Annotated in this window: 19 protein-coding genes, 1 tRNA gene and 1 pseudogene; 10 read left to right on the top strand and 11 right to left on the bottom strand. The window is 57.8% G+C overall.

Going from position 1 to position 21,686, the window contains the following annotated elements:
* Positions 1-144 precede the first annotated feature (144 nt).
* Positions 145-762, top strand: a complete 618-nt coding sequence (locus tag JZX87_RS09630) for an FMN-dependent NADH-azoreductase (protein WP_206825204.1) — start codon at positions 145-147, stop codon at positions 760-762.
* 15 nt (positions 763-777) lie between these two features.
* Here JZX87_RS09630 and JZX87_RS09625 read toward each other — a convergent pair.
* From JZX87_RS09625 to JZX87_RS09605, 5 genes and pseudogenes are all read right to left on the bottom strand, one after another.
* Positions 778-2,035, bottom strand: a pseudogene (locus JZX87_RS09625) (GGDEF domain-containing protein).
* Positions 2,036-2,396: 361 nt separating this feature from the next.
* The gene (locus tag JZX87_RS31760) at positions 2,397-2,570 is read right to left on the bottom strand and encodes a diguanylate cyclase domain-containing protein (RefSeq protein ID WP_353654181.1); all 174 of its coding nucleotides are present in this window, start codon (positions 2,568-2,570) and stop codon (positions 2,397-2,399) included.
* 101 nt (positions 2,571-2,671) lie between these two features.
* A complete protein-coding gene (locus JZX87_RS09615; RefSeq protein WP_183989070.1) occupies positions 2,672-2,992 on the bottom strand; it encodes an HlyU family transcriptional regulator in 321 nt (106 codons plus the stop codon).
* An 80-nt stretch (positions 2,993-3,072) separates the two neighbouring features.
* Positions 3,073-4,320 (bottom strand): threonine ammonia-lyase, encoded by a 1,248-nt coding sequence (gene ilvA, locus JZX87_RS09610; protein ID WP_502711308.1) that lies wholly within the window; start codon positions 4,318-4,320, stop codon positions 3,073-3,075.
* A 143-nt stretch (positions 4,321-4,463) separates the two neighbouring features.
* Positions 4,464-5,363, bottom strand: coding sequence for an alpha/beta hydrolase (locus tag JZX87_RS09605; RefSeq protein ID WP_206825202.1), 900 nt, complete (start codon positions 5,361-5,363; stop codon positions 4,464-4,466).
* Positions 5,364-5,545: 182 nt separating this feature from the next.
* On the opposite strand from JZX87_RS09605, the gene JZX87_RS09600 reads away from it, so the two are divergent.
* Both JZX87_RS09600 and JZX87_RS09595 read left to right on the top strand, forming a co-directional pair.
* Positions 5,546-5,974, top strand: coding sequence for a DUF3597 domain-containing protein (locus JZX87_RS09600; protein WP_206825201.1), 429 nt, complete (start codon positions 5,546-5,548; stop codon positions 5,972-5,974).
* A 195-nt stretch (positions 5,975-6,169) separates the two neighbouring features.
* Positions 6,170-6,254, top strand: a tRNA-Leu gene (locus JZX87_RS09595).
* Between the two features lie 178 nt (positions 6,255-6,432).
* On the opposite strand, the gene wrbA is transcribed toward JZX87_RS09595, so the two are convergent.
* Positions 6,433-7,032: an NAD(P)H:quinone oxidoreductase type IV gene (gene wrbA / locus JZX87_RS09590; RefSeq protein ID WP_148146370.1), complete on the bottom strand. Its 600-nt coding sequence runs from the start codon at positions 7,030-7,032 to the stop codon at positions 6,433-6,435.
* A 297-nt stretch (positions 7,033-7,329) separates the two neighbouring features.
* Here wrbA and JZX87_RS09585 point away from each other — a divergent pair, with 297 nt between their 5' ends.
* Positions 7,330-8,115 (top strand): competence/damage-inducible protein A, encoded by a 786-nt coding sequence (locus tag JZX87_RS09585; protein WP_206825200.1) that lies wholly within the window; start codon positions 7,330-7,332, stop codon positions 8,113-8,115.
* Between the two features lie 89 nt (positions 8,116-8,204).
* Positions 8,205-9,044 (top strand): putative universal stress family protein, encoded by an 840-nt coding sequence (locus JZX87_RS09580; protein ID WP_206825199.1) that lies wholly within the window; start codon positions 8,205-8,207, stop codon positions 9,042-9,044.
* A gap of 54 nt (positions 9,045-9,098) precedes the next feature.
* On the opposite strand, the gene JZX87_RS09575 is transcribed toward JZX87_RS09580, so the two are convergent.
* Both JZX87_RS09575 and JZX87_RS09570 read right to left on the bottom strand, forming a co-directional pair.
* Positions 9,099-9,692, bottom strand: a complete 594-nt coding sequence (locus tag JZX87_RS09575; protein WP_148146367.1) for a sugar O-acetyltransferase — start codon at positions 9,690-9,692, stop codon at positions 9,099-9,101.
* 100 nt (positions 9,693-9,792) lie between these two features.
* A complete protein-coding gene (locus JZX87_RS09570) occupies positions 9,793-10,716 on the bottom strand; it encodes a LysR family transcriptional regulator (protein WP_206825198.1) in 924 nt (307 codons plus the stop codon).
* 88 nt (positions 10,717-10,804) lie between these two features.
* On the opposite strand from JZX87_RS09570, the gene JZX87_RS09565 reads away from it, so the two are divergent.
* The 5 genes from JZX87_RS09565 (at position 10,805) to lepB (ending at position 18,335) form a co-directional block, all read left to right on the top strand.
* Positions 10,805-12,046, top strand: a complete 1,242-nt coding sequence (locus tag JZX87_RS09565) for an MFS transporter (RefSeq protein ID WP_206825197.1) — start codon at positions 10,805-10,807, stop codon at positions 12,044-12,046.
* Positions 12,047-12,159: 113 nt separating this feature from the next.
* Positions 12,160-12,657: a xanthine phosphoribosyltransferase gene (gene gpt / locus JZX87_RS09560; protein ID WP_148146364.1), complete on the top strand. Its 498-nt coding sequence runs from the start codon at positions 12,160-12,162 to the stop codon at positions 12,655-12,657.
* 749 nt (positions 12,658-13,406) lie between these two features.
* A complete protein-coding gene (locus tag JZX87_RS09555; RefSeq protein WP_206825196.1) occupies positions 13,407-17,219 on the top strand; it encodes a vitamin B12-dependent ribonucleotide reductase in 3,813 nt (1,270 codons plus the stop codon).
* Positions 17,220-17,387: 168 nt separating this feature from the next.
* The gene (locus JZX87_RS31280) at positions 17,388-17,546 is read left to right on the top strand and encodes a hypothetical protein (RefSeq protein ID WP_286194382.1); all 159 of its coding nucleotides are present in this window, start codon (positions 17,388-17,390) and stop codon (positions 17,544-17,546) included.
* Positions 17,547-17,591: 45 nt separating this feature from the next.
* On the top strand, positions 17,592-18,335 hold the full coding sequence (gene lepB, locus JZX87_RS09550; RefSeq protein ID WP_286194380.1) for a signal peptidase I: 744 nt from the start codon (positions 17,592-17,594) through the stop codon (positions 18,333-18,335).
* Positions 18,336-18,560: 225 nt separating this feature from the next.
* On the opposite strand, the gene JZX87_RS09545 is transcribed toward lepB, so the two are convergent.
* The 3 genes from JZX87_RS09545 to JZX87_RS09540 all read right to left on the bottom strand — a co-directional run bounded on the left by JZX87_RS09545 (position 18,561) and on the right by JZX87_RS09540 (position 21,563).
* Positions 18,561-19,652: a glycerol dehydrogenase gene (locus tag JZX87_RS09545; protein WP_206825195.1), complete on the bottom strand. Its 1,092-nt coding sequence runs from the start codon at positions 19,650-19,652 to the stop codon at positions 18,561-18,563.
* Positions 19,653-19,657: 5 nt separating this feature from the next.
* Positions 19,658-19,786, bottom strand: coding sequence for a hypothetical protein (locus JZX87_RS31275; protein ID WP_286194378.1), 129 nt, complete (start codon positions 19,784-19,786; stop codon positions 19,658-19,660).
* 157 nt (positions 19,787-19,943) lie between these two features.
* Positions 19,944-21,563 (bottom strand): alpha/beta hydrolase, encoded by a 1,620-nt coding sequence (locus JZX87_RS09540; protein ID WP_286194377.1) that lies wholly within the window; start codon positions 21,561-21,563, stop codon positions 19,944-19,946.
* Positions 21,564-21,686 lie beyond the last annotated feature (123 nt).

The raw sequence follows: 21,686 nt of genomic DNA, 5'->3' as shown, positions 1-21,686 counted from the left end.
CAGATATTCGATAGGAACCTTCGATATTATCCCCGTTTTATCGATGGCGGTCTAGACCTATTTGTCAGCTACACGAGCCTCCAGTCTCGCCCCACATATCGAGGTCGCAAGAAGACCTCCAAGACAAATCAAGGAATTGGCACCATGTCTTCCATTCTTCTCGTCACCTCCAGCCCGCGCGGCGACGAATCTCTTTCGACCAAGATCGCTAACGAATTCGTCGATAAGCTGAAGGCAAACAATGCCGGTTCAACCGTTGTCAGCCACGACCTCGGCCAGAACCCGATCGCCCATCTGGACACCGTCACCACCTCGGCCATCCGCAAGCCGGCTGATCAGCGCAATGCCGAAGAAGCCGCGGCTGCCGAACTGTCGGACAAGCTTGTTGCAGAACTGCTCGCCGCCGACACCGTCGTGCTGGCAACCGGCCTCATCAACTTCAACATCTATTCGCAGCTGAAGAGCTGGATCGACAACGTTGCCCGCGCCGGCCTGACCTTCCGCTATACCGCAGAAGGCCCGGAAGGCCTTGCCACCGGCAAGAAGGTTTATGTCGTTCTTTCGGCCGCCGGCATCTATTCCGAAGGCCCGGCCATGGCGATGAACCATGCCGTTCCCTACCTGAAGACCGTTCTCGGCTTCATGGGCATGACCGACATCGAAGTGATCTATGTCGAAGGCACGGCTTTCGGTCCGGAAGCCTTCGAAAAGGCAATCGCTTCTGCCCAGGAACGTACGCAGCAGCTGGCGCTCGCCGCCTGATTTAAACGGCGAACTTCAGAACCTTCCATGACGGCCGTGAACCCTATCGCGGCCGTCATTTTTTGCCTGGTAAAGTCGTTCATCCGCCCGGCTCAAGATGAGGTCGAGCGTACGGCCATCCTCCGGCGCGGTCGCGACGCCGACAGAGACCGTCAATGGCACCCCGTCGGGACGTGCTATACGGGCGGCAATATCCTGCCGAAGGCGCTCTGCCACTTCCAGAGCCTTGTCATGATCTGTGTCGGACAACAGGAGCACAAACTCCTCGCCGCCAAAACGAGACAGGTGATCGCTTGCGCGAGCGCTCCTGCTCAGACAAGCAGCCAACTCTCTCAGCACCGCGTCACCGTGCTGATGGCCGAAGCGGTCATTGACGTCCTTGAAGTGATCGGCATCGACGATGACCATGCTGATCGACTGGCGTATTGCGAGGCTCTTTCGCACCAGTTCAGGTCCGTCCATCTCATAACGGCCGCGATCGAACAGCCCGGTCAGTCCGTCCACCCCAGCCTTTGCCAACAGCGCCTGATAACGCTCGCGGAACGTCAGATCATGGAAAATATCCTTGATCTGACGCGATGAAGCGGACCAGCGGTCATTCTGATCAATCCGTAGGTAGACGGCAAAAAGGCTTGAATAGATGACCACAGCAAACAGCTTTGCATACCAGCCGCCGAAGAAGACCGGCAGCGGCACACCAAGCAGGATGTGGAGTACGGAGAAGAAAGCGACCTGATCAAAGGTCAGCATGATAGCGCCGCTAATTGCGAAGCGCACGACCACATTGTCGACGAAACGCCCCAACCGCTCGTAAAGCAGGATGATGGCAATCGCATCGACATAGAGGATCGTCGTGCCCCAGACCATGAGCCAACCCATCTCATCGAGAAAAGCCATATCAGCAGCGCGTCCGCCCGGCAGCGTTACAGCCGCGTGCAGCTGCAATATCTGGGCGATGCCGACCGTCAGAAGATTACCGAGAAACAGTCCGTAGATGGGCTGCCGCACCGTTGCTGCGTCTTCCTTGATATAAAGCATCAGGATCATCATCAGCTTGCCGGCAAAAAAGATGGAGGAACCTGGCGATACCGTTCCGAATGGAAGCTCGACGTAAAAGACCGCCGCCAAGGTAGGTCTCCATGAAGTGCATCACACCGAGCGCGGCCAAAAACACACCTAGGCCAAGCGAACGCCGAAAATGCAGGAACGCCGTCATGACGGAGAAATAGACGACCGCTTCAATCAGAAACAGGCCGAGATTAAGCCATTGCATGGGCGCTCCTTGCGCCATTGAGAACAAGCTCTTTTAGGATCGTCTCAGTTAAGTTTTCCTCAAATCCCGGCGGGTCCAGCGCAAGTTATCTGATAAGACGGACAATCGCGCCCTCATTGAAGTCGAGACCTGCAACTTCCGGCAATCGTCTTGGCATGTGTTTCAATGGACCAGCAATCAGGGATCATCTCAATAGAGCGCGATATCGGCACAACCGACTGACGTATCATTGTCAGCCGTATGCTCCGGGCAGAGCGCTGAACGTTTCCAGATCCTGTGCCGTCGACACGCTTGCCAGAATTGCTGCGAAGTCTTCTCAAGGCGAGCGATCATATCCTGCGGCCCGGTCTTAGCCTTCAGCCTAACAGAGACCTCGCGGATGACCGCATCGCCAGCCTGATGGCCATGAATTGAAACGATCGAGATCTATCATGGCGATACTGAAAGCGTGGCCGTTGCCGGCATGCACCATGATTTCGTTGAGGCTTTCAGTGAACAGGACTCGACTGGGCAAGCCGGTCGGCCGATTGTGCAGCGCCAGATGGCGGCATCGTCTTTGAGCCGGATGATCTCAGAAACACGGATAACCTCCCCGTGTCTAAGGAAACTGAAGATGAACGTCCGATCAGTGGCGGATCAGGCGGAACGGGAGCTTTGACCGTCCGAAAACAGCGACGGGCCGTTCTGGTCGATGATCTGTTCAGCCTTGCGAACCGTGAAAGTCACAGCGTCGTCCATCGATGAGAACATGTCGGCCCGAATGACATGGCGAACCAGCGTTTCGCCATTTACGTCCTTCTCGATCCGGCCAGCGAGGCGATATTGTCCGCCTTCGGCGATCGGTGCCGGATAGATCAGGCAATCCTTGTAAGCAACAGGTTCCACGCCTTTGGCAGCCTGAGCCGGCTTATCCTTGCCTGAAAAGGCGGAGAGGAGAGAAGAGAAAAAAGATGCCATGATTTTGCCTACCACATTGCTCCCGGCGCCGAAACGCACCCAACCGCCTGTAACTGTTTCAGGCCGGAAGCGCCAGCCCATCAGATGATCAGGTTGGCGAGGATTTCGTTTTCGGTGATGTCCTCGTACCCGAGCCCTGCCCCTTCAAAACGTTCATAAAGGCCGGCGAAGTTTTCCGACGCCGTCGTTTCGATACCGATAAGGATCGAGCCGAAATTGCGGGCCGATTTCTTCAGATATTCGAAACGGGCGATGTCATCATCCGGGCCCAGAAGGTTGAGGAAATCGCGCAAAGCCCCGGGACGCTGGGGCAAACGCAGGATGAAATATTTCTTCAGGCCCGCATAACGCATGGCCCGCTCCTTCACATCGGGTAACCGCTCGAAATCGAAATTGCCGCCCGAGACGATGCAGACGATGGTCTTTCCGGCGATCTTTTCACGCGGAAGAAGCGACAGGGCGGTGATCGAAAGACCACCTGCCGGTTCCAGCACGACACCTTCGACATTCAGCATGTCGGTCATCGTGACGCAGATCGCATTTTCGGGAACCAGCATCACCTGCGACGACGAAAAACCTTTCAACGCTTCAAAATTGAGATCACCGATGCGCGCGACCGCGGCACCATCGACGAAGTTGTCGACCTTCGGAAGCGTTATGGGCGATCCGGCCTCGAGGCTTTTCTTCAGGCTCGGCGCGCCTGTCGGCTCGGTGAAGAGAAAACCTTCAGCGGCGACCGCATCCTTGAGGTAGCCAGTGACGCCGGAAGCAAGACCGCCGCCGCCAACCGGAAGAATGACCAAGTCCGGCAACACGCCATCGGGTAGCTGGGTCGAAATTTCCGCAGCAACGGTCGCCTGCCCCTCGATTATGTCTAGATCGTCGAAGGGTGGCACCATCATGCCGCCGATTTCCTCCACATGGGCACGGGCGGCAGCGTAGCATTGGTCGAAGATGTCGCCGACAAGCTTGATGGTGATGAATTCGCCGCCGAAGATGCGGGTCTTGTCTATCTTCTGCTGCGGCGTCGTGACCGGCATGAAAACAATGCCCGGCACTTCAAAATGGCGGCAGACGAAGGCAAACCCCTGCGCATGGTTGCCGGCCGAAGCGCAGACGAACGTCTTGCCGCTCGCGCCAGCAGTGATCGCCTTGCGCAGAAAATTGAAGGCACCGCGGATTTTGTAGGAACGGACCGGCGACAGGTCCTCACGCTTCAACCAGATATCTGCGCCGTAACGGCGGCTCAGATGCTCGTTCAACTGGAGCGGGGTCTCCGGAAAGATCGTCCGCATCGCCGCCTTGGCATCATCCACACCTGTCTTCATCACATAAACCATCCACGGCTCGTCAAGATTTTCATCGCTATGCCATAGCTTGTGGATGAAGACCAAGCCCGTTTAATCAGCTTTCAGTTCTCCGCCGACTTCAGCATTCCGGCGGAGACGAACAAATAATGTCTAGCGGCCTGTTATTGACGAAAAACCTTACCCATAAAAACGGTCGCCTGCGGCAGCCCGGTGCGCCAATAGGTCCAGTCATGACCACCCTCGCGGGCCATGAAATGATGCGGCACTTTCAGCTTCCGGAGTTTCATTGTCAGCTCGGCATTGCCGACGAAAAAATCGTCATAGGAACCGCAGTCTATATAGAGCTCGGTCTTCTTTAGATCGTCAGCCGGGACCTTGTCGACCAGATCGAGAACGCTGTTGGCGTAATAAGGTTGATTGAGGCGATCGCGTCCGGCCAATCCGACACCCCAGGCTTTGCCATAGCGCCGATCGTATCCTGCCTGATCCATTTCGACGATCTGCTGGTCGGTGCGGAAGGCCGCACTCAATGCAGCGGCACCGGCGAAAAGATCCGGATATTTCATGGAAAAAGCAATTGCTGCATATCCGCCCATCGACAGGCCGAGAATGCCGCGGGACTTTTTACCTGGAATGACGGGAAAGGTCTTTTCGATGTGCGGAACGAACTCTTTCACGAACATGTCCTGCCACAAATACTGGCCGTCGGCATCGTTCATGTAATAAGTGTTGAATTTGTTGTCGTCATCCCGGCGGCCTTCCGGCGTGACGGCGATGAAGGGCGGCACTTCACCTGATTCGATCAGCCTGTCAAAAACAAGATTGGCGTTGCCGAAACGATACCAATCCTGATTTTGGCCGTCGCCGCCACCATGCATAAGGTAGATGACCGGATAACGCCTCTCGTCACGACCGTAACCCGGTGGCAGATACAGCGAGTACTCGACGTTCTTTCCGAGAATGCGGCTGGCCATGACCTGGCCTTCCTTTACCGTACCTTCCGCATGCGCCACCGAGCCGGCGAAGATTATCATCAAAAAGAACAATACTTTCCCGACCATATTTTCCTCCTCGTTATGGAGGAGGACATAGCCCCGGACATTAAAGCGTCAACCTGAAGCGATCCTGCACCTCCCCGACAATATTGCTCACCACCACAATTCGCTTCGTTTAGACATCGGCCCCATTTCCTCCAGCACTGGACGCCCTAGTTCCTTACCATATAACCTCGAGGAGAAGACCCATGAGCATCTTCAGCAAGATTAAGAATGCGATCTTCGGCTCCCCGGCAGCGGCAGCTGAAAATCCAGCTGCGGCTCCCGCCGCAACGGGCTCCGCGCCGACTGCAGCCACTTCGTCCCCTGCCCCCGCAGCGGCGTCCGCCGCTCCGGCAGCAAGTCCATCAACGTCTGCGCCCGTCGACGTCGCGCCCATCCTTGACGCTGCGGTCAAGAAGAGCGGCCAAAAGCTCGACTGGCGCCACTCGATCGTCGACCTTATGAAGGCTCTTGGCATGGATGCGAGTCTCAGCGAGCGCAAAGAACTTGCAGCCGAACTGGGCTACACCGGCGACACAGGGGATTCGGCCAAGATGAACATGTGGCTTCACAAGGCATTGATGAAAAAGCTGTCGGAAAACGGCGGCAATGTGCCTGCGGATCTTCTCGACTGACAAAGGCTGCGGAGATGTAATTGTGATGAGGCTGGCACCCCGCGGTGCCGGCCTTTTTCTTCACCTATGACTAGGCCTGGGCTGTGGACGACCGCAACGATCCGGGACGAAAGCTCAGCTTTGCAGAACTCCGGAACTTGTTTTGCAAAGCTGAGCTTGACGGAATCGTCTATCTACCTGAAAAGCAAGACCCAAGCGGACGTGGCGAAACTGGTAGACGCAAGAGACTTAAAATCTCTCGGCCTCGGTCATGCGGGTTCGATCCCCGCCGTCCGCACCAACAACCTAAGTCATTGATATAAATAGAATAAAGAAGATACACGAAGTTCACACCGAAGACGGCGCGCCTTCAATCATGGGCACAAATTCGTCATCTGTGCCCAAAACTGTGCCCAGAATGCAAAAAGAGAGCGGCCAAGGCCACTCCCTTTCAGGTAAATTCCGACGGCTAATCGAGATCAGGCCGAAAGCTTGGCTGCGATCTTTGCAACATGGGCACCCTGGAACTTTGCGGCTTCCAGTTCGACATCCGAAGGCTGGCGAGACCCGTCGCCGTCGGTGATGGTGGAGGCACCGTAGGGCGAGCCGCCCTTGACTGCTTCAACACCCATCTGGCCCTGGAAGGCATAGGGAAGGCCGACAACGGCCATGCCGTGGTGAAGCAGGGTCGGAATGAAGCCGAGGATGGTGGATTCCTGACCGCCGTGCTGGGTGGCGGACGACGTGAAGACAGATCCAACCTTGCCGACCAGCTTGCCGGTAAACCACAGGCCACCCGTCTGGTCCCAGAAATTGCGCATCTGCGAGGCGACAGTGCCGAAGCGTGTGCCGGCGCCAACGATGATGGCATCATATTCTTCAAGTTCAGCAACGGTGGCGATCGGTGCAGGCTGGTCGAGCTTGAAATGCGAGGACTTTGCGACTTCTTCCGGGACCAGTTCCGGAACGCGCTTTACGGTGACTTCGGCACCGGCCGACTTCGCGCCTTCGGCGACAGCGTAGGCCATCGTTTCGATGTGACCATAGGAAGAATAGTAAAGAACCAGAACCTTCGTCATTTTCTTCGTTTCCTCTGCGGGAGTGGACGCTGTTGCTGAGCTTACAGTAGGTGCTCCGCCCAACAGCTTTTTCAAGAACTCGATGATCATTGATCTGCCTTGTTACAAGCGTGTGGCCGGAAGCTACCCGAGCCGGGTGTGGGCCGCCAGACGGCGATACCACAACGCACTGTCCACTATTTTCGAACGACGACGGCATATCTTGTTCAATTTGCGTATTATCAGGTAAGCGTCGGCGGGATTGCATTCCCCGGCAGGCGGATTAACGTCCAGCCATCACAAAAAGCGAGCCTCGTCATGTCCGATCACTCCACCTCCTCCACCATCGTAACCGCTGCCATGCTCGCTATTGGTGACGAGCTGCTTTCGGGGCGAACCAAGGACAAGAATATCGGACATCTGGCCGATATGCTCACACTGTCCGCCATCGACCTCAAGGAGGTTCGGATTGTTGCGGACGAAGAAGAAGCGATCGTCGAGGCGCTCAATGCGCTCAGGGCACGCTATGACTACGTCTTCACATCCGGCGGCATCGGCCCCACCCATGACGACATTACCGCAGATTCGGTTTCCAAGGCATTTGGCGTCGAGTGCATCTATGACTTAGAGGCGATGACCCTACTTGGTGAGATGTACAAGCGGCGCGAGATGGAATTCACCCCTGCCCGCCAGCGCATGGCGCGGATGCCGGAAGGTGCGAAACATATCGCCAACCCCGTTTCCACGGCCCCCGGCTTCATCATCGACAATGTCTATGTGATGGCAGGTGTGCCACAGGTTTTCCAGGCGATGGTCGACAACGTTCTGCCGACCTTGCGCAGCGGCGCAAAAATGCTGTCGCGTGCCGTCTCCTGCCCCTATGGCGAAGGTGATATCGGCACGTTGCTTGCCGATATCCAGAAGGCGCATCCGGAAACCAGCATCGGCTCCTACCCGCGCTTCGACGGAAAGAAATTCTCGACCGAGATCGTCGTGCGCGGCCGTGATGCCGAGGCTATGGATGCCGCTGCAGAAGCAGTCTCGGAGATGATTGCCGGCCTCGATCGAAAAGGGATTTCGGCCAATCCGACTGCGGACGCATAACCAAAGGGCGGCGCCCGTTGACCCGCGCCTCGGCAGCACCACCTTATCGGAACAGGGCTCGAAACGAAGCCTGTAGTGAGGAGATGTCCATGTCCTACAAGACTGTTCTTGCGGTTCTCGACACGCAGCGAAACGCGCCACAGATCACCGATTTTGCGGTTGCGATCGCCGAGCAGTTTTCCGCGCATCTGGTGGGGGTTCATGCCGAGACGCTAACCGCCGTTCCGCTGATCGCGCCGATGGAAATCCCCGACCCGACCGCAATCGAGATCCTGCAGGAAAGCGCCCAGAAGGAAACTCAGGCAATTGAGCAGATTTTCCGCCAGAAGACCACGCGCGAGGGACTTTCGGCAGAATGGCGCAGCTACATGCTGGCGGCTGGTTATGCATCAAGCTCCGTACAGGAGGTCGCACGGACTGCGGACCTGATCGTTGCCAACCAGAGCAGCCCGTCCCAGGCCGATCATCGCGCCGACCTGGAGACATTCCTGTTCGAAAGCGGCCGGCCGATGTTGCTCGTGCCCTATACGCTGAAGCAACCAAAACCGATCGAACGTGTGCTGATCGCCTGGAACGGTTCACGGGAGGCTGCCCGTGCCACCTTCGATTCGCTCCCGATCCTCAAGCAGGCCTCTTCGGTAGAGGTTCTGGTGATCGATCCTCCTGAGCGCGGCGATAGGGAAAAAGAATTTGCAGGTTCCGAGCTTGCCGCAACACTTGCCCGCCACGGCATAAACGTAACATTGACGACGCAGGACAGCGGCGGCAATTCGCCGGCTTCAGCGATCGAAAACCGCCTTGCAGACAAGAGCATCGATCTGCTTGTCATGGGCGGATACGGGCATTCGCGCTGGTGGGAAATGTTCTTCGGCGGGGTAACGCGCAGCCTACTCGATTCGATGACGGCGCTGACATTGCTTTCACGATAAAGGTCGAGCGGCAGCAGCCAGAAGGTGCTGCCGCTTGCCCAATACGCGGAACGGCTACTTGCGGCCGAAACTCTCGCGCTTTGCGTCTTCGGTCGTGATCTCCCGGATAACGCGTGCCGGGTTTCCTGCGGCAACGACATTCGCCGGAATATCGCGCGTGACGACCGCGCCGCCGCCGATCACCGCACCATCGCCGATGGTCACGCCCGGCATAATCGAAACTCCCCCGCCGATCCAGACGTTGTTCCCGATCGTGACCGGAAGAGCATATTCGAGGCCGGCGTTGCGGCGCTCTGGGTCTAGCGGATGACCCGCGGTGTAGATGCCGACATTGGGAGCAATGAAGACGTTATCACCGATAGTGACCTTCGCGCCGTCCAGAATGACAAGGTTGACGTTGGCATAGAAATCGTCGCCTATTTCGATATTAAAGCCGTAATCGCAGTGAAACGAACCGTCGAAGACGAAATTCCTGCCGATGCGTCCCAATAACCCGCGGATCAGCTCGGCATGTTCTTGCCTCTCATCCGGCGAGAGTGCATTCAGCCGATGCAGGATACGCTTGGCCGCCTTGCGCTTTTCCAGAACGGCAGAATCGTAATTTGCATCATAAAGCAATCCGCGAGCCGCTTTTTCCAGTTCGTCCATGTTTTCCTCATTCATATCTGCCCGGTCGGCATTGCAACCAAATGCGGCGACAGGGTGTTTGCGGGATGAAAGTCAGATGAAGAAAACAGATGCGAGGACCTCATTCTTTTTGCGCCTGCAGTTCAAAGCGCCTATCCGTGCGCGCCTTTCGTGCGACGGAGCAGAAGTTTCTAACAACAGGCGATGTCGTTGCCCTGCGATAGGCGAGTGAGATCGCAACACGTTCGGCAGTGTCACCCAGATGCCGAAATACCGTGCCGTGCAAATCTACGCGAGCAATGGATGCCGGAACAAGCGACACGCCGAGGCCTGCCGCGACCAGTGAGAGAATCGAAGCAATATGGGGTGCTGCCGGCCCCGACTTGGGCGTGAAGCCGGATTTCGCACAGGCCCGCAGGATCGCATCATGAAGACTGACGCCAACGCTGCGGGGCGTCAGGATGAACGGATCGTCGCACAATTTGGCAAGATCGATAATCTCTCCAGAGACCGCCAGGGGATGGGTGGCAGGCAGCGCAGCGAGAAGCGGCTCGTCGGTCAGAACCTCCTCGGTCAGAAGATTGGGATAGGAGTTCGAGGGACGCAGAATGGCGACATCCAGCCGGTCTTCGATCAGTGCCGCGGCAAGCGCCATGGAATTGGCCTCCGTGACATTGATCTCGACATCCGGATAGGTATTTCGAAACTGCGCGATACAGACAGGCACGGCTGGGCTCAAGGCTGCGGTCCCGGTAAAGCCGATGCGAATCTCGCCGCTTTCACCCGCAGCAGCCTTGCGCGCAAGCCTTACGCCTTCGGCGATCTCATGCGGAACGTTGCCGACCGCAGCCCGAAAGGCGTGACCAGCGGGCGTGAGCTCGACCCCATGTGAAAGGCGGCGGAAGAGCCGGACGCCAGCCTCTTGCTCCAGCACCTTGATCTGCTGGCTGAGCGGCGGCTGTGCGATACCCAGGCGCTCTGCCGCGCGGGTGAAACTCCCCTCCTCGGCAATTGCCAGGAAATAACGGACGTGTCTGAGCTCCATGATATTAATTCCAGATATGGAGAATGCCTTGTCCATATATTAGCGGCAATGTCGGCATGGCGCTATATGCGTCTGCAAAGGATACCCCATGCCCCAGCCCGCCACACTTGAAGCTGCAATTCAGGCGATACCGACGGAATTCGAAACAACCTGGATAAAAGGCGACAGCGCTGCCTTTCGTCGCGCCAGCTGGGCGCTTTTCCTTGCCGGTTTTGCCAGTTTCTCACTGATCTATTGTGTCCAGCCGCTTCTGCCAGAATTTCCCGAAGATTTTGGTATCAACGCTGCAACGGCCTCGCTGGCGCTATCACTGACGACCGGTGCGCTTGCCTTTGCGATCCTTCTGTCTGGTGCATTCGCCCGGGTCGTCAGCCGCAAGACGCTGATGTTCACCTCGATGATGCTGGCTGCCGTATGCAATCTTGTCGTTGCAAGCGCCGGCGGCTGGGGCTGGCTTCTTGCAGCCCGGGCAGTCGAAGGTTTCGTGCTTGGCGGCGTACCCGCGGTGGCGATGGCTTATCTCGCAGAAGAGATCGAACCTGCGAGCCTCGGCCGGGCGATGGGACTTTATATCGGCGGCACCGCTTTCGGGGCGATGGTCGGGCGGGTGGGCATGGGCCTGATGTCGGCCTTCACCTCCTGGCAGATCGCCATGTATGCGCTGGGAGTAGCCTGTGTCGCCGCGGCAATCGGTTTCTTTCTGCTTCTGCCGCCGTCACGAAATTTCCGGCCGCAATCCATGCCCCTAGGGCGGCATCTTCATCTGTGGCGGCAGCATCTTTCCAACCCTGCGCTTTTACGGCTCTATCTGATCGGCACGATGCTGACGAGCGTGTTCACCACCGTGTTCAATTACTCCACCTTCCGGCTGGCCGGTGCGCCCTATCATCTCGGGCCGACGGCGATCAGCATGATCTTTCTCACCTATGCGCTGGGGATCGTTTCTTCATCGTCCGGCGGGCGGATGGTGGACCGGTTCGGTCGAAGGACAACACTGATCGTCACGTTCGCCACCATTCTTGCCGGCGTGGTGGTAACGCTGACCTCCAGCCTTACCCTCACCATCCTCGGCATCTCGCTGATCACCATCGGCTTTTTCATCGGCCATTCGGCAGCGAGCAGCGGTGTCGGCGCAAGTTCCGGCTCCGCCAAGAGCCATGCCTCGGCGCTCTACCTGCTGTTCTATTATATCGGTGCTAGCTTTACCGGCTGGGCCGGCGGATGGTTCTGGATACATGGCGGATGGGGAGCAGTTGCCGGGCTGACCTCGGCCTGCGCCATCATCGGCCTTATCGTCGCCCTCACCTTCACTCCGCACCAAGAAGCTTGAAACTCGTAAGGGGAAGAGGAGCGCAACCGACATAAAGTCCGACCGCTTGCCTTTTCCCCTCGCTTGCCGCTATTAGCGAGAGCCAAAGAAACTCTCGTTCTGGCGGCAAATTCATGTCTCTTCCTGAAAAAGCATTTCCCGTTTCCTGGGACCAATTCCACCGCGATACCCGTGCGCTTTCCTGGCGTCTCTCCGGCCTTGGCCAGGAGTTCAAGGCAATAGTCTGCATCACCCGCGGCGGCCTGGTGCCGGCGGCGATCATCTCGCGCGAACTCAATATTCGTCTCATCGATACGGTCTGCATCGCCACGCGCCATGACTATGTCGACCAGGGCGAAACTGTGCTTTTGAAAGGCATTTCGCCCGAACTACTGGAAAACGGCGGCGAAGGCATTCTCGTTGTCGACGACCTGACCGATACCGGCAAGACGGCGAAGGAAGTGCGCGAGATGTTGCCCAAGGCACATTTTGCCTGCGTCTACGCCAAGCCGACCGGCGTGCCGACGATCGACACCTTCGTCACCGAGGTTTCCCAGGACACCTGGATTTATTTTCCCTGGGACATGGGCTTCACCTATCAGGAGCCGATCGCAAAGGGACACCGGGGCTAGATCTCCAAGACTCGAGGATCACAACAGATAGTGGCCCCATTCCATTTCAACCACGAGCCGCAGGATATGCGCTGACGCATACCCTGCCCTGTCGTTTTGATGTCAATAGCTGGTCCGTCATCCACAGGATGGCGGACTTTTCTACATTTAGAGGGCCGTGTTACCCATATGTCTCAATATGGTATGGCCAAGTGCTAAAATGCCTGTTCAGAAAGGGCTTCCAGAGCCGCCGATCTGCCCCGATCATGCCACAATCGAATTTCGCAAGCCTCGCGCAAGCTTCAGCTCCGGTCGCCAAGCACTTGAGAATCCTAGCTGTTTTTTATTCCCCGTTATCCACAGGCATCAGCCACAATATCTTGTGGTTTAGAAACTCCTACCGGCTACGGCTTGACCGAATCAGGATGCGCGGCCATGAATAAACCCATGTTGCGGCGGCGACTGGACCGGGAGTAACGAGGCCGGTTCTTTTTCGAGTTTTATGGAAACAATCGAGCGCAGGGCTTGTTCTGACATACAGCCGGGCGACGGGTTTCCGTGCGCTTTGAAAATCATCGCCAAGACGGCGATTGGGCTGGCATAAACATGTTGTTAATACTATATTTAGTGTTGGCAGCCATTATCCAGCACAATATACAGATAGACATCCAATGAGTCTGGATGAAATTTCAGCCGGCTGCCCATGATGGAGAGCAGCCGCATCGAACCCGTGCGCCTATATGGCGACAAAGGATGAGGGACTAGAGGCAATGCGCATCGAACGTCGTTTCACGAAGCCTGAGACAGGCGCCTACGGAACTATCGAGTTCCGCAAGGCGACCAGCGAGATCCGCAATCCGGACGGTTCCATCGTCTTCCGTCTTGCCGATATCGACGTGCCGTCGCAGTTCTCCCAGGTCGCGACCGACGTTCTGGCGCAGAAGTATTTCCGCAAGGCCGGCGTTCCGAAGATCCTGAAGCGCGTTGAAGAAAACGACGTCCCGTCCTTCCTTTGGCGCTCGGTCGCCGATGAGAAGGCGATGAAGGATATTCCGGAAGGCGAGCGCTACGGTTCCGAAACCGATGCCCGCCAGGTCTTTTCGCGTCTTGCCGGCACCTGGACCTATTGGGGCTGGAAGGGCGGCTATTTCTCGTCCGAAGACGATGCGGCCGCGTTCATGGACGAGCTGGCTTACATGCTCGCCACCCAGCGCGTTGCCCCGAACTCGCCGCAGTGGTTCAATACCGGCCTGCATTGGGCCTATGGCATCGACGGCCCCGGCCAGGGCCATTTCTATGTCGACCCCTTCACCGGCAAGCTGACCAAGTCCAAGTCGTCCTATGAACATCCGCAGCCGCATGCCTGCTTCATCCAGTCCGTCGGCGACGACCTGGTCAATGAAGGCGGCATCATGGACCTGTGGGTTCGCGAAGCACGCCTGTTCAAGTATGGTTCCGGCACCGGCTCCAACTTCTCCCATCTGCGCGGCGAAGGCGAAAAGCTTTCCGGCGGCGGCCGTTCTTCCGGCCTGATGAGCTTCCTGAAGATCGGCGACCGGGCTGCGGGCGCGATCAAGTCGGGCGGCACGACCCGTCGCGCGGCCAAGATGGTCGTTGTCGACATCGACCATCCGGATATCGAGGAATACATCAACTGGAAGGTCAAGGAAGAGCAGAAGGTTGCTGCTCTCGTCACCGGTTCGAAGATCGTCGCCAAGCACCTGAAGGCTATCATGAAGGCCTGCGTCAACTGCGAAGGCAGTGACGACGATTGCTATGACCCGCTGAAGAACCCAGCCCTGAAGCGCGAAATCCGCGCTGCCAAGAAGGACCTGGTTCCGGAAAACTACGTCAAGCGTGTCATCCAGTTCGCCCAGCAGGGTTACAAGGATCTGCAGTTCAAGACCTATGACACGGACTGGGATTCGGAAGCCTACCTGACGGTTTCCGGCCAGAACTCCAACAACTCCGTCTCGCTGAAGGACGACTTCCTCAAGGCTGTCGAAAACGATGGCGAGTGGAACCTGACCGCCCGCAAGGACGGCAAGGTCATGAAGACCCTGAAGGCCAAGGACCTGTGGGAACAGATTTCCTATGCCGCATGGGCATCGGCAGATCCGGGCATCCATTTCAACACGACGATGAACGACTGGCACACCTCGCCGGCCGGTGGCCCGATCCGCGGCTCCAACCCGTGCTCGGAATACATGTTCCTCGACGACACGGCCTGCAACCTTGCTTCGCTCAACCTTCTCCAGTTCAAGGACAAGGCAACGAAGAACATCGCGATCGCAGATTACGAACATGCCGTCCGCCTGTGGACCGTCGTTCTCGAAGTGTCGGTGATGATGGCGCAGTTCCCGTCGAAGGAAATCGCCGAACTCTCCTACCAGTACCGCACGCTCGGCCTCGGCTATGCGAATATCGGTGGCTTCCTGATGTCGTCGGGCATTCCTTACGACTCGAAGGAAGGCCGTGCGATTGCCGGTTCGCTGACCGCGATCATGACCGGTATTTCCTATGCGACCTCGGCTGAAATGGCCGGCGAGCTTGGCCCGTTCCCGAACTTTGCGCCAAACCGCGAAAGCATGCTGCGGGTCATCCGCAACCATCGCCGCGCAGCCTACGGTGAAACCACCGGCTACGAGCAGCTCTCCGTCGATCCGGTTCCGCTCTATCATTCGGAAAACCCGGACCAGACGCTGTCGGCTCACGCCAAGGCCGCCTGGGACAAGGCGCTGGAACTTGGTGAAAAGCACGGTTACCGCAACGCCCAGACGACCGTTATCGCGCCGACCGGCACGATCGGCCTCGTGATGGACTGCGACACGACCGGCATCGAGCCCGACTTTGCACTGGTCAAGTTCAAGAAGCTTGCCGGTGGCGGTTACTTCAAGATCATCAACGGTGCCGTTCCGGAAGCCCTGCGCACGCTCGGTTACACGGAAAGCCAGATTGCCGAAATCGAGGCCTATGCCATCGGTCACGGCAACCTCAACCAGGCTCCCGGCATCAACCCCGGCTCGCTGAAGGCCAAGGGCTTTTCCGACGAGAAGATCGAGGCGATCAACGGCGCCACCAAGGCTGCATTCGACATCAAGTTCGTCTTCAACCAGTGGACGCTCGGTACCGACTTCCTCAAGGAGACGCTCAAGGTCAGCGACGAACAGCTTGCCGACATGAGCTTCAACCTGCTCGAGCATATCGGTTTCTCGAAGAAGGATATCGAGGCTGCCAATATCCACGTCTGCGGTGCGATGACGCTGGAAGGCGCGCCGTTCCTGAAGGACGAGCATCTGGCCGTCTTCGATTGCGCCAACCCCTGCGGCAAGATCGGCAAGCGTTATCTCTCGGTCGAAAGCCATATCCGCATGATGGCGGCTGCCCAGCCGTTCATCTCGGGTGCGATCTCCAAGACGATCAACATGCCCAACGATGCGACCGTGGAAGATTGCGGCGCAGCATACATGCTGTCGTGGAAGCTGGCTCTGAAGGCCAATGCGCTCTATCGTGACGGTTCCAAGCTCAGCCAGCCGCTCAACGCGTCGCTGATCGACGAGGACGATGCGGAAGAAGCTGTCGAAGAACTGATGCAGCAGCCGATTGCTGCCCAGGCCGTTCAGATCACCGAAAAGATCGTCGAACGCGTCATCGAGCGCGTTACCCGCGAGCGCGAAAAGCTGCCGAACCGCCGTCAGGGTTACACCCAGAAGGCCAATGTCGGCGGTCACAAGGTCTATCTGCGCACCGGCGAATTCGGTGACGGCCGGATCGGCGAGATCTTCATCGACATGCACAAGGAAGGCGCTGCCTTCCGTGCGATGATGAACAACTTTGCCATCGCCATCTCGCTGGGTCTGCAGTACGGCGTGCCGCTGGAAGAATATGTGGAGGCCTTCACCTTCACCAAGTTCGAGCCGGCCGGCATCGTCACGGGCAACGACGCGATCAAGAACGCCACGTCGATCCTCGACTACGTGTTCCGCGAACTCGCCGTTTCCTATCTCGGCCGTCATGACCTTGCGCATGTCGATACGTCGGACTTTTCCAACACGGCACTCGGCAAGGGAATTCAGGAAGGCAAGACGCAGCTCGTCTCGACCGGCTGGACCCGCGGCTACAAGCCGACCCTGATCCAGGGCGGTGCAATGGGTGGCTCCGAAGCCAAGGGTGCAGCCACCGCCGCCCCTGCCCGCGCTTCGGCCAGCGTCACCTCGATCGCCGGCAACACGGCCCGCAAGCTCGAGCCGGCAATGGCCATCTCGACCTCCGAAATCGTCGCCTTCAAGCGCGATTACGAAGAGCGCGCCAAGGAACTGGCCGAAGAGATTGCGGAAGAAGTGAACGCAGAGGTCGTATCGGAAGAAAAGCAGGTCGCCACCGCGCTCTTCTCCGACAAGGCCGAAGCCGACGCGGCCGCTGCCAAGACCGAAGCCAAAAAGGTCGAAGCCGACCGCCGCATGAAATCGATCATGCAGGGCTACACGGGCAACATGTGCTCCGAGTGCCAGAACTTCACGATGGTGCGCAACGGCACCTGCGAGAAGTGCGACACGTGCGGTGCTACGAGCGGCTGCTCTTGATAATTGCAGGGATAAGTGGCGTCGCCACTTTCCCGCAACCCAAGTTTAGATAAGCTGATCCCCGCGGTGATTAAGTTCGCCGCGGAAATTTTCATTGATTCATTGTATTTCTTCCGACCTGTCCGCGATGCTTGGATATCGGAAGATGGAAAACTGAAAACTGCCTAGATGAAAATTATCAACGCCTTTCGCTCCCGTAATCCCATCGGTACAGCCATTATAGGTCTCCTCTTCGGGCCGGATGTTGTCATGGCCTATCTCGGTCGAGGTTGGCTGGCGATCCTCTATGTCTTTGTGGGCTTCGCCGCCGCAGCAGCGCAAATCTAGTGGGCTTACCAAGGCGCGGCCTTCCCGCTCGATGGTTATCTCGGCATGATTGGACTTCGCATTGTCGGGGGGATCCACGGTTATCTGGCCGCGCGATCGTTGAATAGCGAACGCCATTTTCCCTGGTATTCTCGCTGGTACAGTCTTCTTCTGGTTTTCGGTGTCGGTTCTGCTGTGCTCGCGCTGATGATCAGAAGTCTGCTGTTTCAGCCTTTTGCAATTCCGGCCAACTCGATGGCTCCTACCTTGCAGGTAGGTGACTATGTTTTCGCGAATAAATACATCTATGGTTACGGCCGGTACTCACTGCCCTTCGGGCTTGGTCCCAAGACACGCTGGTTCACACGCGCTCCAGAACGAGGCGACGTTGTCATTTTCCGGGCGCCGAATGATCTAGAGACGGATTTCGTCAAGCGGATCGTCGGCATCAGCGGAGATCATATCCAGTTGCGCTCGGGTGTCCTTTTCTTGAATGGCCAGCCGGTACCGCGACAGCAACAAGGTGCTGTGGAACTTAATGGGCGCTCGGTTTCGCTATATAGCGAAACTCTGCCTTCCGGTCGCTCCTACACCGTTGCAGAAATCTCGGACGACAGTCGCGGAGACAATACAGCCGAGTTCGTCGTTCCGACTGCTCACTATTTCATGCTTGGCGACAACCGGGATAACAGCCTCGACAGTCGCTTTAACATCGGCTTTGTTCCCGAGGATAATATCGTAGGTCAGGCAAGCGTGATTGTGTTCAATAAAAACCAGCCAAACCGGCGCTGGATATGGCTCAACCCATAACGTGATTATGGGTTGAGGGTCATAAGGAAAACTTGCGCTCACCTATTTTAAGACTTTCAACAGCATAGGCTGAAGGCGTCGATCAAATTTCACGAGGCATAGCCTGATTTGACCCTGAAGGCACCGCCAAGGCGCTTGTGGCCTAGTGCCTCGCTCGCGAGAGTGACCGCCGAACATGCCGGCGGCAGCAACCGGGCACCCGAAGATGCCCGGCGCAGTCATTGATCAAACAACCTTCGCCAGTGCGTCCACGGCAAAAATCGCATCCGCCACTTCTTCCGCCGTGAAGTCGGCGCGCAGGTTCTGCAGCGTATCGTCCTTGCTGTTGGCGAGCTGGCCGACCTTGATCAGGTCTTCGCGGCAAACGCCTTCCAGGTGCAGTTCGGCTAATGTCACCGGCATTTTTATCGATCGGTAGAAGTCGATATAGCCGGCGATCTCGTCGTCGGGGCGCTGTTCGAGGATCATGTGGGCGAGCGTGCCGTAGGCGACTTTTTCGCCGTGGGTGAGGTGATGAATATCACCATTGAGCGCCGTGAAGCCGTTATGAATGGCGTGGGCGGCAGCCAGACCGCCGTTTTCGAAACCGAGGCCGGAGAGAAGCGTTGCGGCTTCGACGACCGCTTCGACGGCCGGCGTTACCAGCTTCTTTTCGACGGCCTGATAGGCGCTCAGACCATAGGTCAGCAGCGTCTTTTCGCAGGCTTCGGCAATTGCCATGCCGGCAATGGTGGCGGAGCCGCCGACCATGGTCTTCGAGTTGGAGCGCTGGACGGCGAGCGCCTCGACGTAAGTTGCCAGACCATCGGCGATGCCCGACGCGAAGAGGCGGACCGGCGCCTGGGCGCAGATCCAGGTATCGACGAGAACCAGATCCGGGTTCTTGGCGTAGAAGCGATATTTCTCGAAGACGCCGTCATCAGAATAGATGACCGAGAGCGCGCTGCAGGGCGCGTCTGTCGAGGCAATGGTCGGCACGATGATGACGGGGCTCTTCAGCTCGTCAGCCACGGCTTTCACCGTATCCAGCGTCTTGCCGCCGCCGATGCCGACGACGAGGTTGGTGCCGTTTTTCTTCGCCACGTCGACGAGACGGTTGATCTCGTTGGTGGAGGCTTCGCCTGAGAATTTTTCGCGGGAAAATTCGACCTTGCCGGAGACTGCCGCCTCGACCTTCTGACCGATCAGGCCCCAGACGATATCGTCGGATACGAGAAGGGCCTTGGTGCCCATTTCGGAAAGGTAATCGCCGAGTTCGGCAATGATGCCGCTTCCCTGAATATAACGGCCGGGGGAGGCAAAAATTCGCTTGGTCATGTCTGTCACTTCCAGTTCATCAATGGAAAAACTACCACGCGGATATCGACCGGCTGGCGATCCAAGGCAAGGCTTTTGGGCGCAACCATCGAAACCGTTACCGGCCAGAATGGAGCGGCGGGCGGATAGTTCATTGAGGCAGATCATTGCAGGCAAAGGAATTAAACCGAGCGAAAACAATGAAATTTAACCTACTCTCCCTTGCGCCCGAGCGCGGATAACCAGCCGTCCACCGCGTGATGGACGCGTTGTTTTCAATCCGAAACACCCGCCATTCCGGCAGCCGAAGCATCAGTCGACGATCGAGCGGAAATGTTGCTTGAGGCGGGTCACGTCATCGACCGAGACCGCCGGATCCGTCAGCGGGATCCAGGCATCGATATAGTGTTCCGGCGCATAGACATGGCCGTGCCCGATCGGCGAGCTGGTAGCGATCGCCATGTCGACCGCCAGCTGCAGGCCGGTGACGACCGGGATCCAGGTGAAGCTTGGCGACACGTCCGGCCCTCGCGTGCCTCTCAGCCAGGCAGGCTCGCGGAAAAACGAGGACGGATCGAAGAAGGTAACGGGGTCGCTCGCATATTGCAGATAGATCATGCGGATCGGCCCCCAGGGCGCAAAGCCGTCTGACGCAGTTTCCTCCTGATTTGCAAAACGCACGATCGATCCGTCGCGGAATTTTGGCAGCCAGGCGGGAGAACCCTTCTGGCGCATCGCGGTGATCGCATTCCATCTTGCGCTACGGAATGGCGGGCCGCTCCAAAGCGCGCCCTGGAACGGATCGGCCACAACATCATAGATGTCGGTGGAGAGCTGCGAATTCAGCGCGCCGAGACTAAGGCCATGCAGGTAGAGGCGCGGCCGCCGATCCCTCGGCAGTGTTTTCCAATGGTCATAGACGGCCTGGAACAGCGCCCGCGCCGCATCCTGTCCGTTTTCCGGTTCGACCAGCAACGATAGCCAGCTCGACAGATAGGAATATTGCAGGGCGACGCTCGCGACATCGCCGTCATGCAGATATTCGAGCGGATCCATGGCGGCCGGATCGACCCAGCCGGTGCCGGTGGGCACAACGACGACCAGGAGCGAGCGCTCGAAGCCGCCTTGTCGTTGGAGTTCCCTCAGGGCAAGCGCCGCACGCTCCTCGACGGTTTCGGCACTGTTCAGACCGACATAGACGCGCACTGGGTCGATGGCCTGCTTCTGCCGAAAGTCGCCGATAGCGGCGGCTTTCGGGCCACTTGAGACGAACGCCCTGCCCTGTCGGCCAAGCGTGTCCCAGCCCACCAGCGATCCCGGGCCGCCGGTCACGAAGGGGCTTGCCGGCGGTGTCTCGTCAGGCTCGATCAGCGCGTCGGCCTTTTGGAACGAGGCATCGGTCGCATCGAGCGCCCATCTGACAAGCAGCCCCTGCCCGATCAACCAGAATACGGCGATCGCAAGTGTCAGGCCGATAACGTTGGAAACCCGGCGCGGCATGATCGCATCGAGCCAGTGGGAAAAACGGCTTGCAGCCAATTGGAACAGCCAGCCAAGCGCCAACAATATCGTAAAGGTGATTGCGGCTATCCCCGCCAGACGAAACGGATCGGCGCTTTGCTGCGGCTGCATCTGCCAGAGCGTGCGGATCGAATTCTGCCATTCGACCGCGTGCCAGAGGAACACGACCGATACGATGATGGCGAACAGAAGCGTGGTTGCCCTCAAAGGGGCCGCTTGTTTCGAAAACCATGGAAGTTCCAGATAACGCCAGAGCCAGCCGATGAAGACGCCGAACGCATAACCGGTCGCAGCGCAGGCACCGGACAAGACGCCCTGGATGAGCCAGGACCGTGGCATGAGGCTTGGCGTGAGGGAGGCTGCAAAGAAGAGAAGTGCGAGCAACACCCCCGTTGCGCTCAGGGATCCCATAAACCGCAAAACAAATCGCAATATTCGCCCGCCCAACTGTTCGAAACACCCCATATGTCGCCATCAAGGCAAATAGCGCGCGAGGTCATGAGATCCAGCGAGCCACGGCCACTCATCTGCGCA

The sequence above is a fragment of the Agrobacterium sp. Ap1 genome (assembly GCF_017313375.1).
Lineage (GTDB): Bacteria > Pseudomonadota > Alphaproteobacteria > Rhizobiales > Rhizobiaceae > Neorhizobium > Neorhizobium cellulosilyticum.
This window is presented reverse-complemented; position numbering and strand designations above follow the sequence as displayed.

Excerpts from the sequence above, each read along its gene's own strand:
- JZX87_RS09630 (WP_206825204.1), top strand. The coding sequence starts at position 145 with ATGTCTTCCATTCTTCTCGTCACCTCCAGCCCGCGCGGCGACGAATCT.
- JZX87_RS09615 (WP_183989070.1), bottom strand. The coding sequence starts at position 2,992 with ATGGCATCTTTTTTCTCTTCTCTCCTCTCCGCCTTTTCAGGCAAGGAT.
- ilvA (WP_502711308.1), bottom strand. The coding sequence starts at position 4,320 with ATGAAGACAGGTGTGGATGATGCCAAGGCGGCGATGCGGACGATCTTT.
- JZX87_RS09605 (WP_206825202.1), bottom strand. The coding sequence starts at position 5,363 with ATGGTCGGGAAAGTATTGTTCTTTTTGATGATAATCTTCGCCGGCTCG.
- JZX87_RS09600 (WP_206825201.1), top strand. The coding sequence starts at position 5,546 with ATGAGCATCTTCAGCAAGATTAAGAATGCGATCTTCGGCTCCCCGGCA.
- wrbA (WP_148146370.1), bottom strand. The coding sequence starts at position 7,032 with ATGACGAAGGTTCTGGTTCTTTACTATTCTTCCTATGGTCACATCGAA.
- JZX87_RS09585 (WP_206825200.1), top strand. The coding sequence starts at position 7,330 with ATGTCCGATCACTCCACCTCCTCCACCATCGTAACCGCTGCCATGCTC.
- JZX87_RS09580 (WP_206825199.1), top strand. The coding sequence starts at position 8,205 with ATGTCCTACAAGACTGTTCTTGCGGTTCTCGACACGCAGCGAAACGCG.
- JZX87_RS09575 (WP_148146367.1), bottom strand. The coding sequence starts at position 9,692 with ATGGACGAACTGGAAAAAGCGGCTCGCGGATTGCTTTATGATGCAAAT.
- JZX87_RS09570 (WP_206825198.1), bottom strand. The coding sequence starts at position 10,716 with ATGGAGCTCAGACACGTCCGTTATTTCCTGGCAATTGCCGAGGAGGGG.
- JZX87_RS09565 (WP_206825197.1), top strand. The coding sequence starts at position 10,805 with ATGCCCCAGCCCGCCACACTTGAAGCTGCAATTCAGGCGATACCGACG.
- gpt (WP_148146364.1), top strand. The coding sequence starts at position 12,160 with ATGTCTCTTCCTGAAAAAGCATTTCCCGTTTCCTGGGACCAATTCCAC.
- JZX87_RS09555 (WP_206825196.1), top strand. The coding sequence starts at position 13,407 with ATGCGCATCGAACGTCGTTTCACGAAGCCTGAGACAGGCGCCTACGGA.
- JZX87_RS31280 (WP_286194382.1), top strand. The coding sequence starts at position 17,388 with ATGAAAATTATCAACGCCTTTCGCTCCCGTAATCCCATCGGTACAGCC.
- lepB (WP_286194380.1), top strand. The coding sequence starts at position 17,592 with ATGATTGGACTTCGCATTGTCGGGGGGATCCACGGTTATCTGGCCGCG.
- JZX87_RS09545 (WP_206825195.1), bottom strand. The coding sequence starts at position 19,652 with ATGACCAAGCGAATTTTTGCCTCCCCCGGCCGTTATATTCAGGGAAGC.
- JZX87_RS31275 (WP_286194378.1), bottom strand. The coding sequence starts at position 19,786 with ATGAACTATCCGCCCGCCGCTCCATTCTGGCCGGTAACGGTTTCGATG.
- JZX87_RS09540 (WP_286194377.1), bottom strand. The coding sequence starts at position 21,563 with ATGGGATCCCTGAGCGCAACGGGGGTGTTGCTCGCACTTCTCTTCTTT.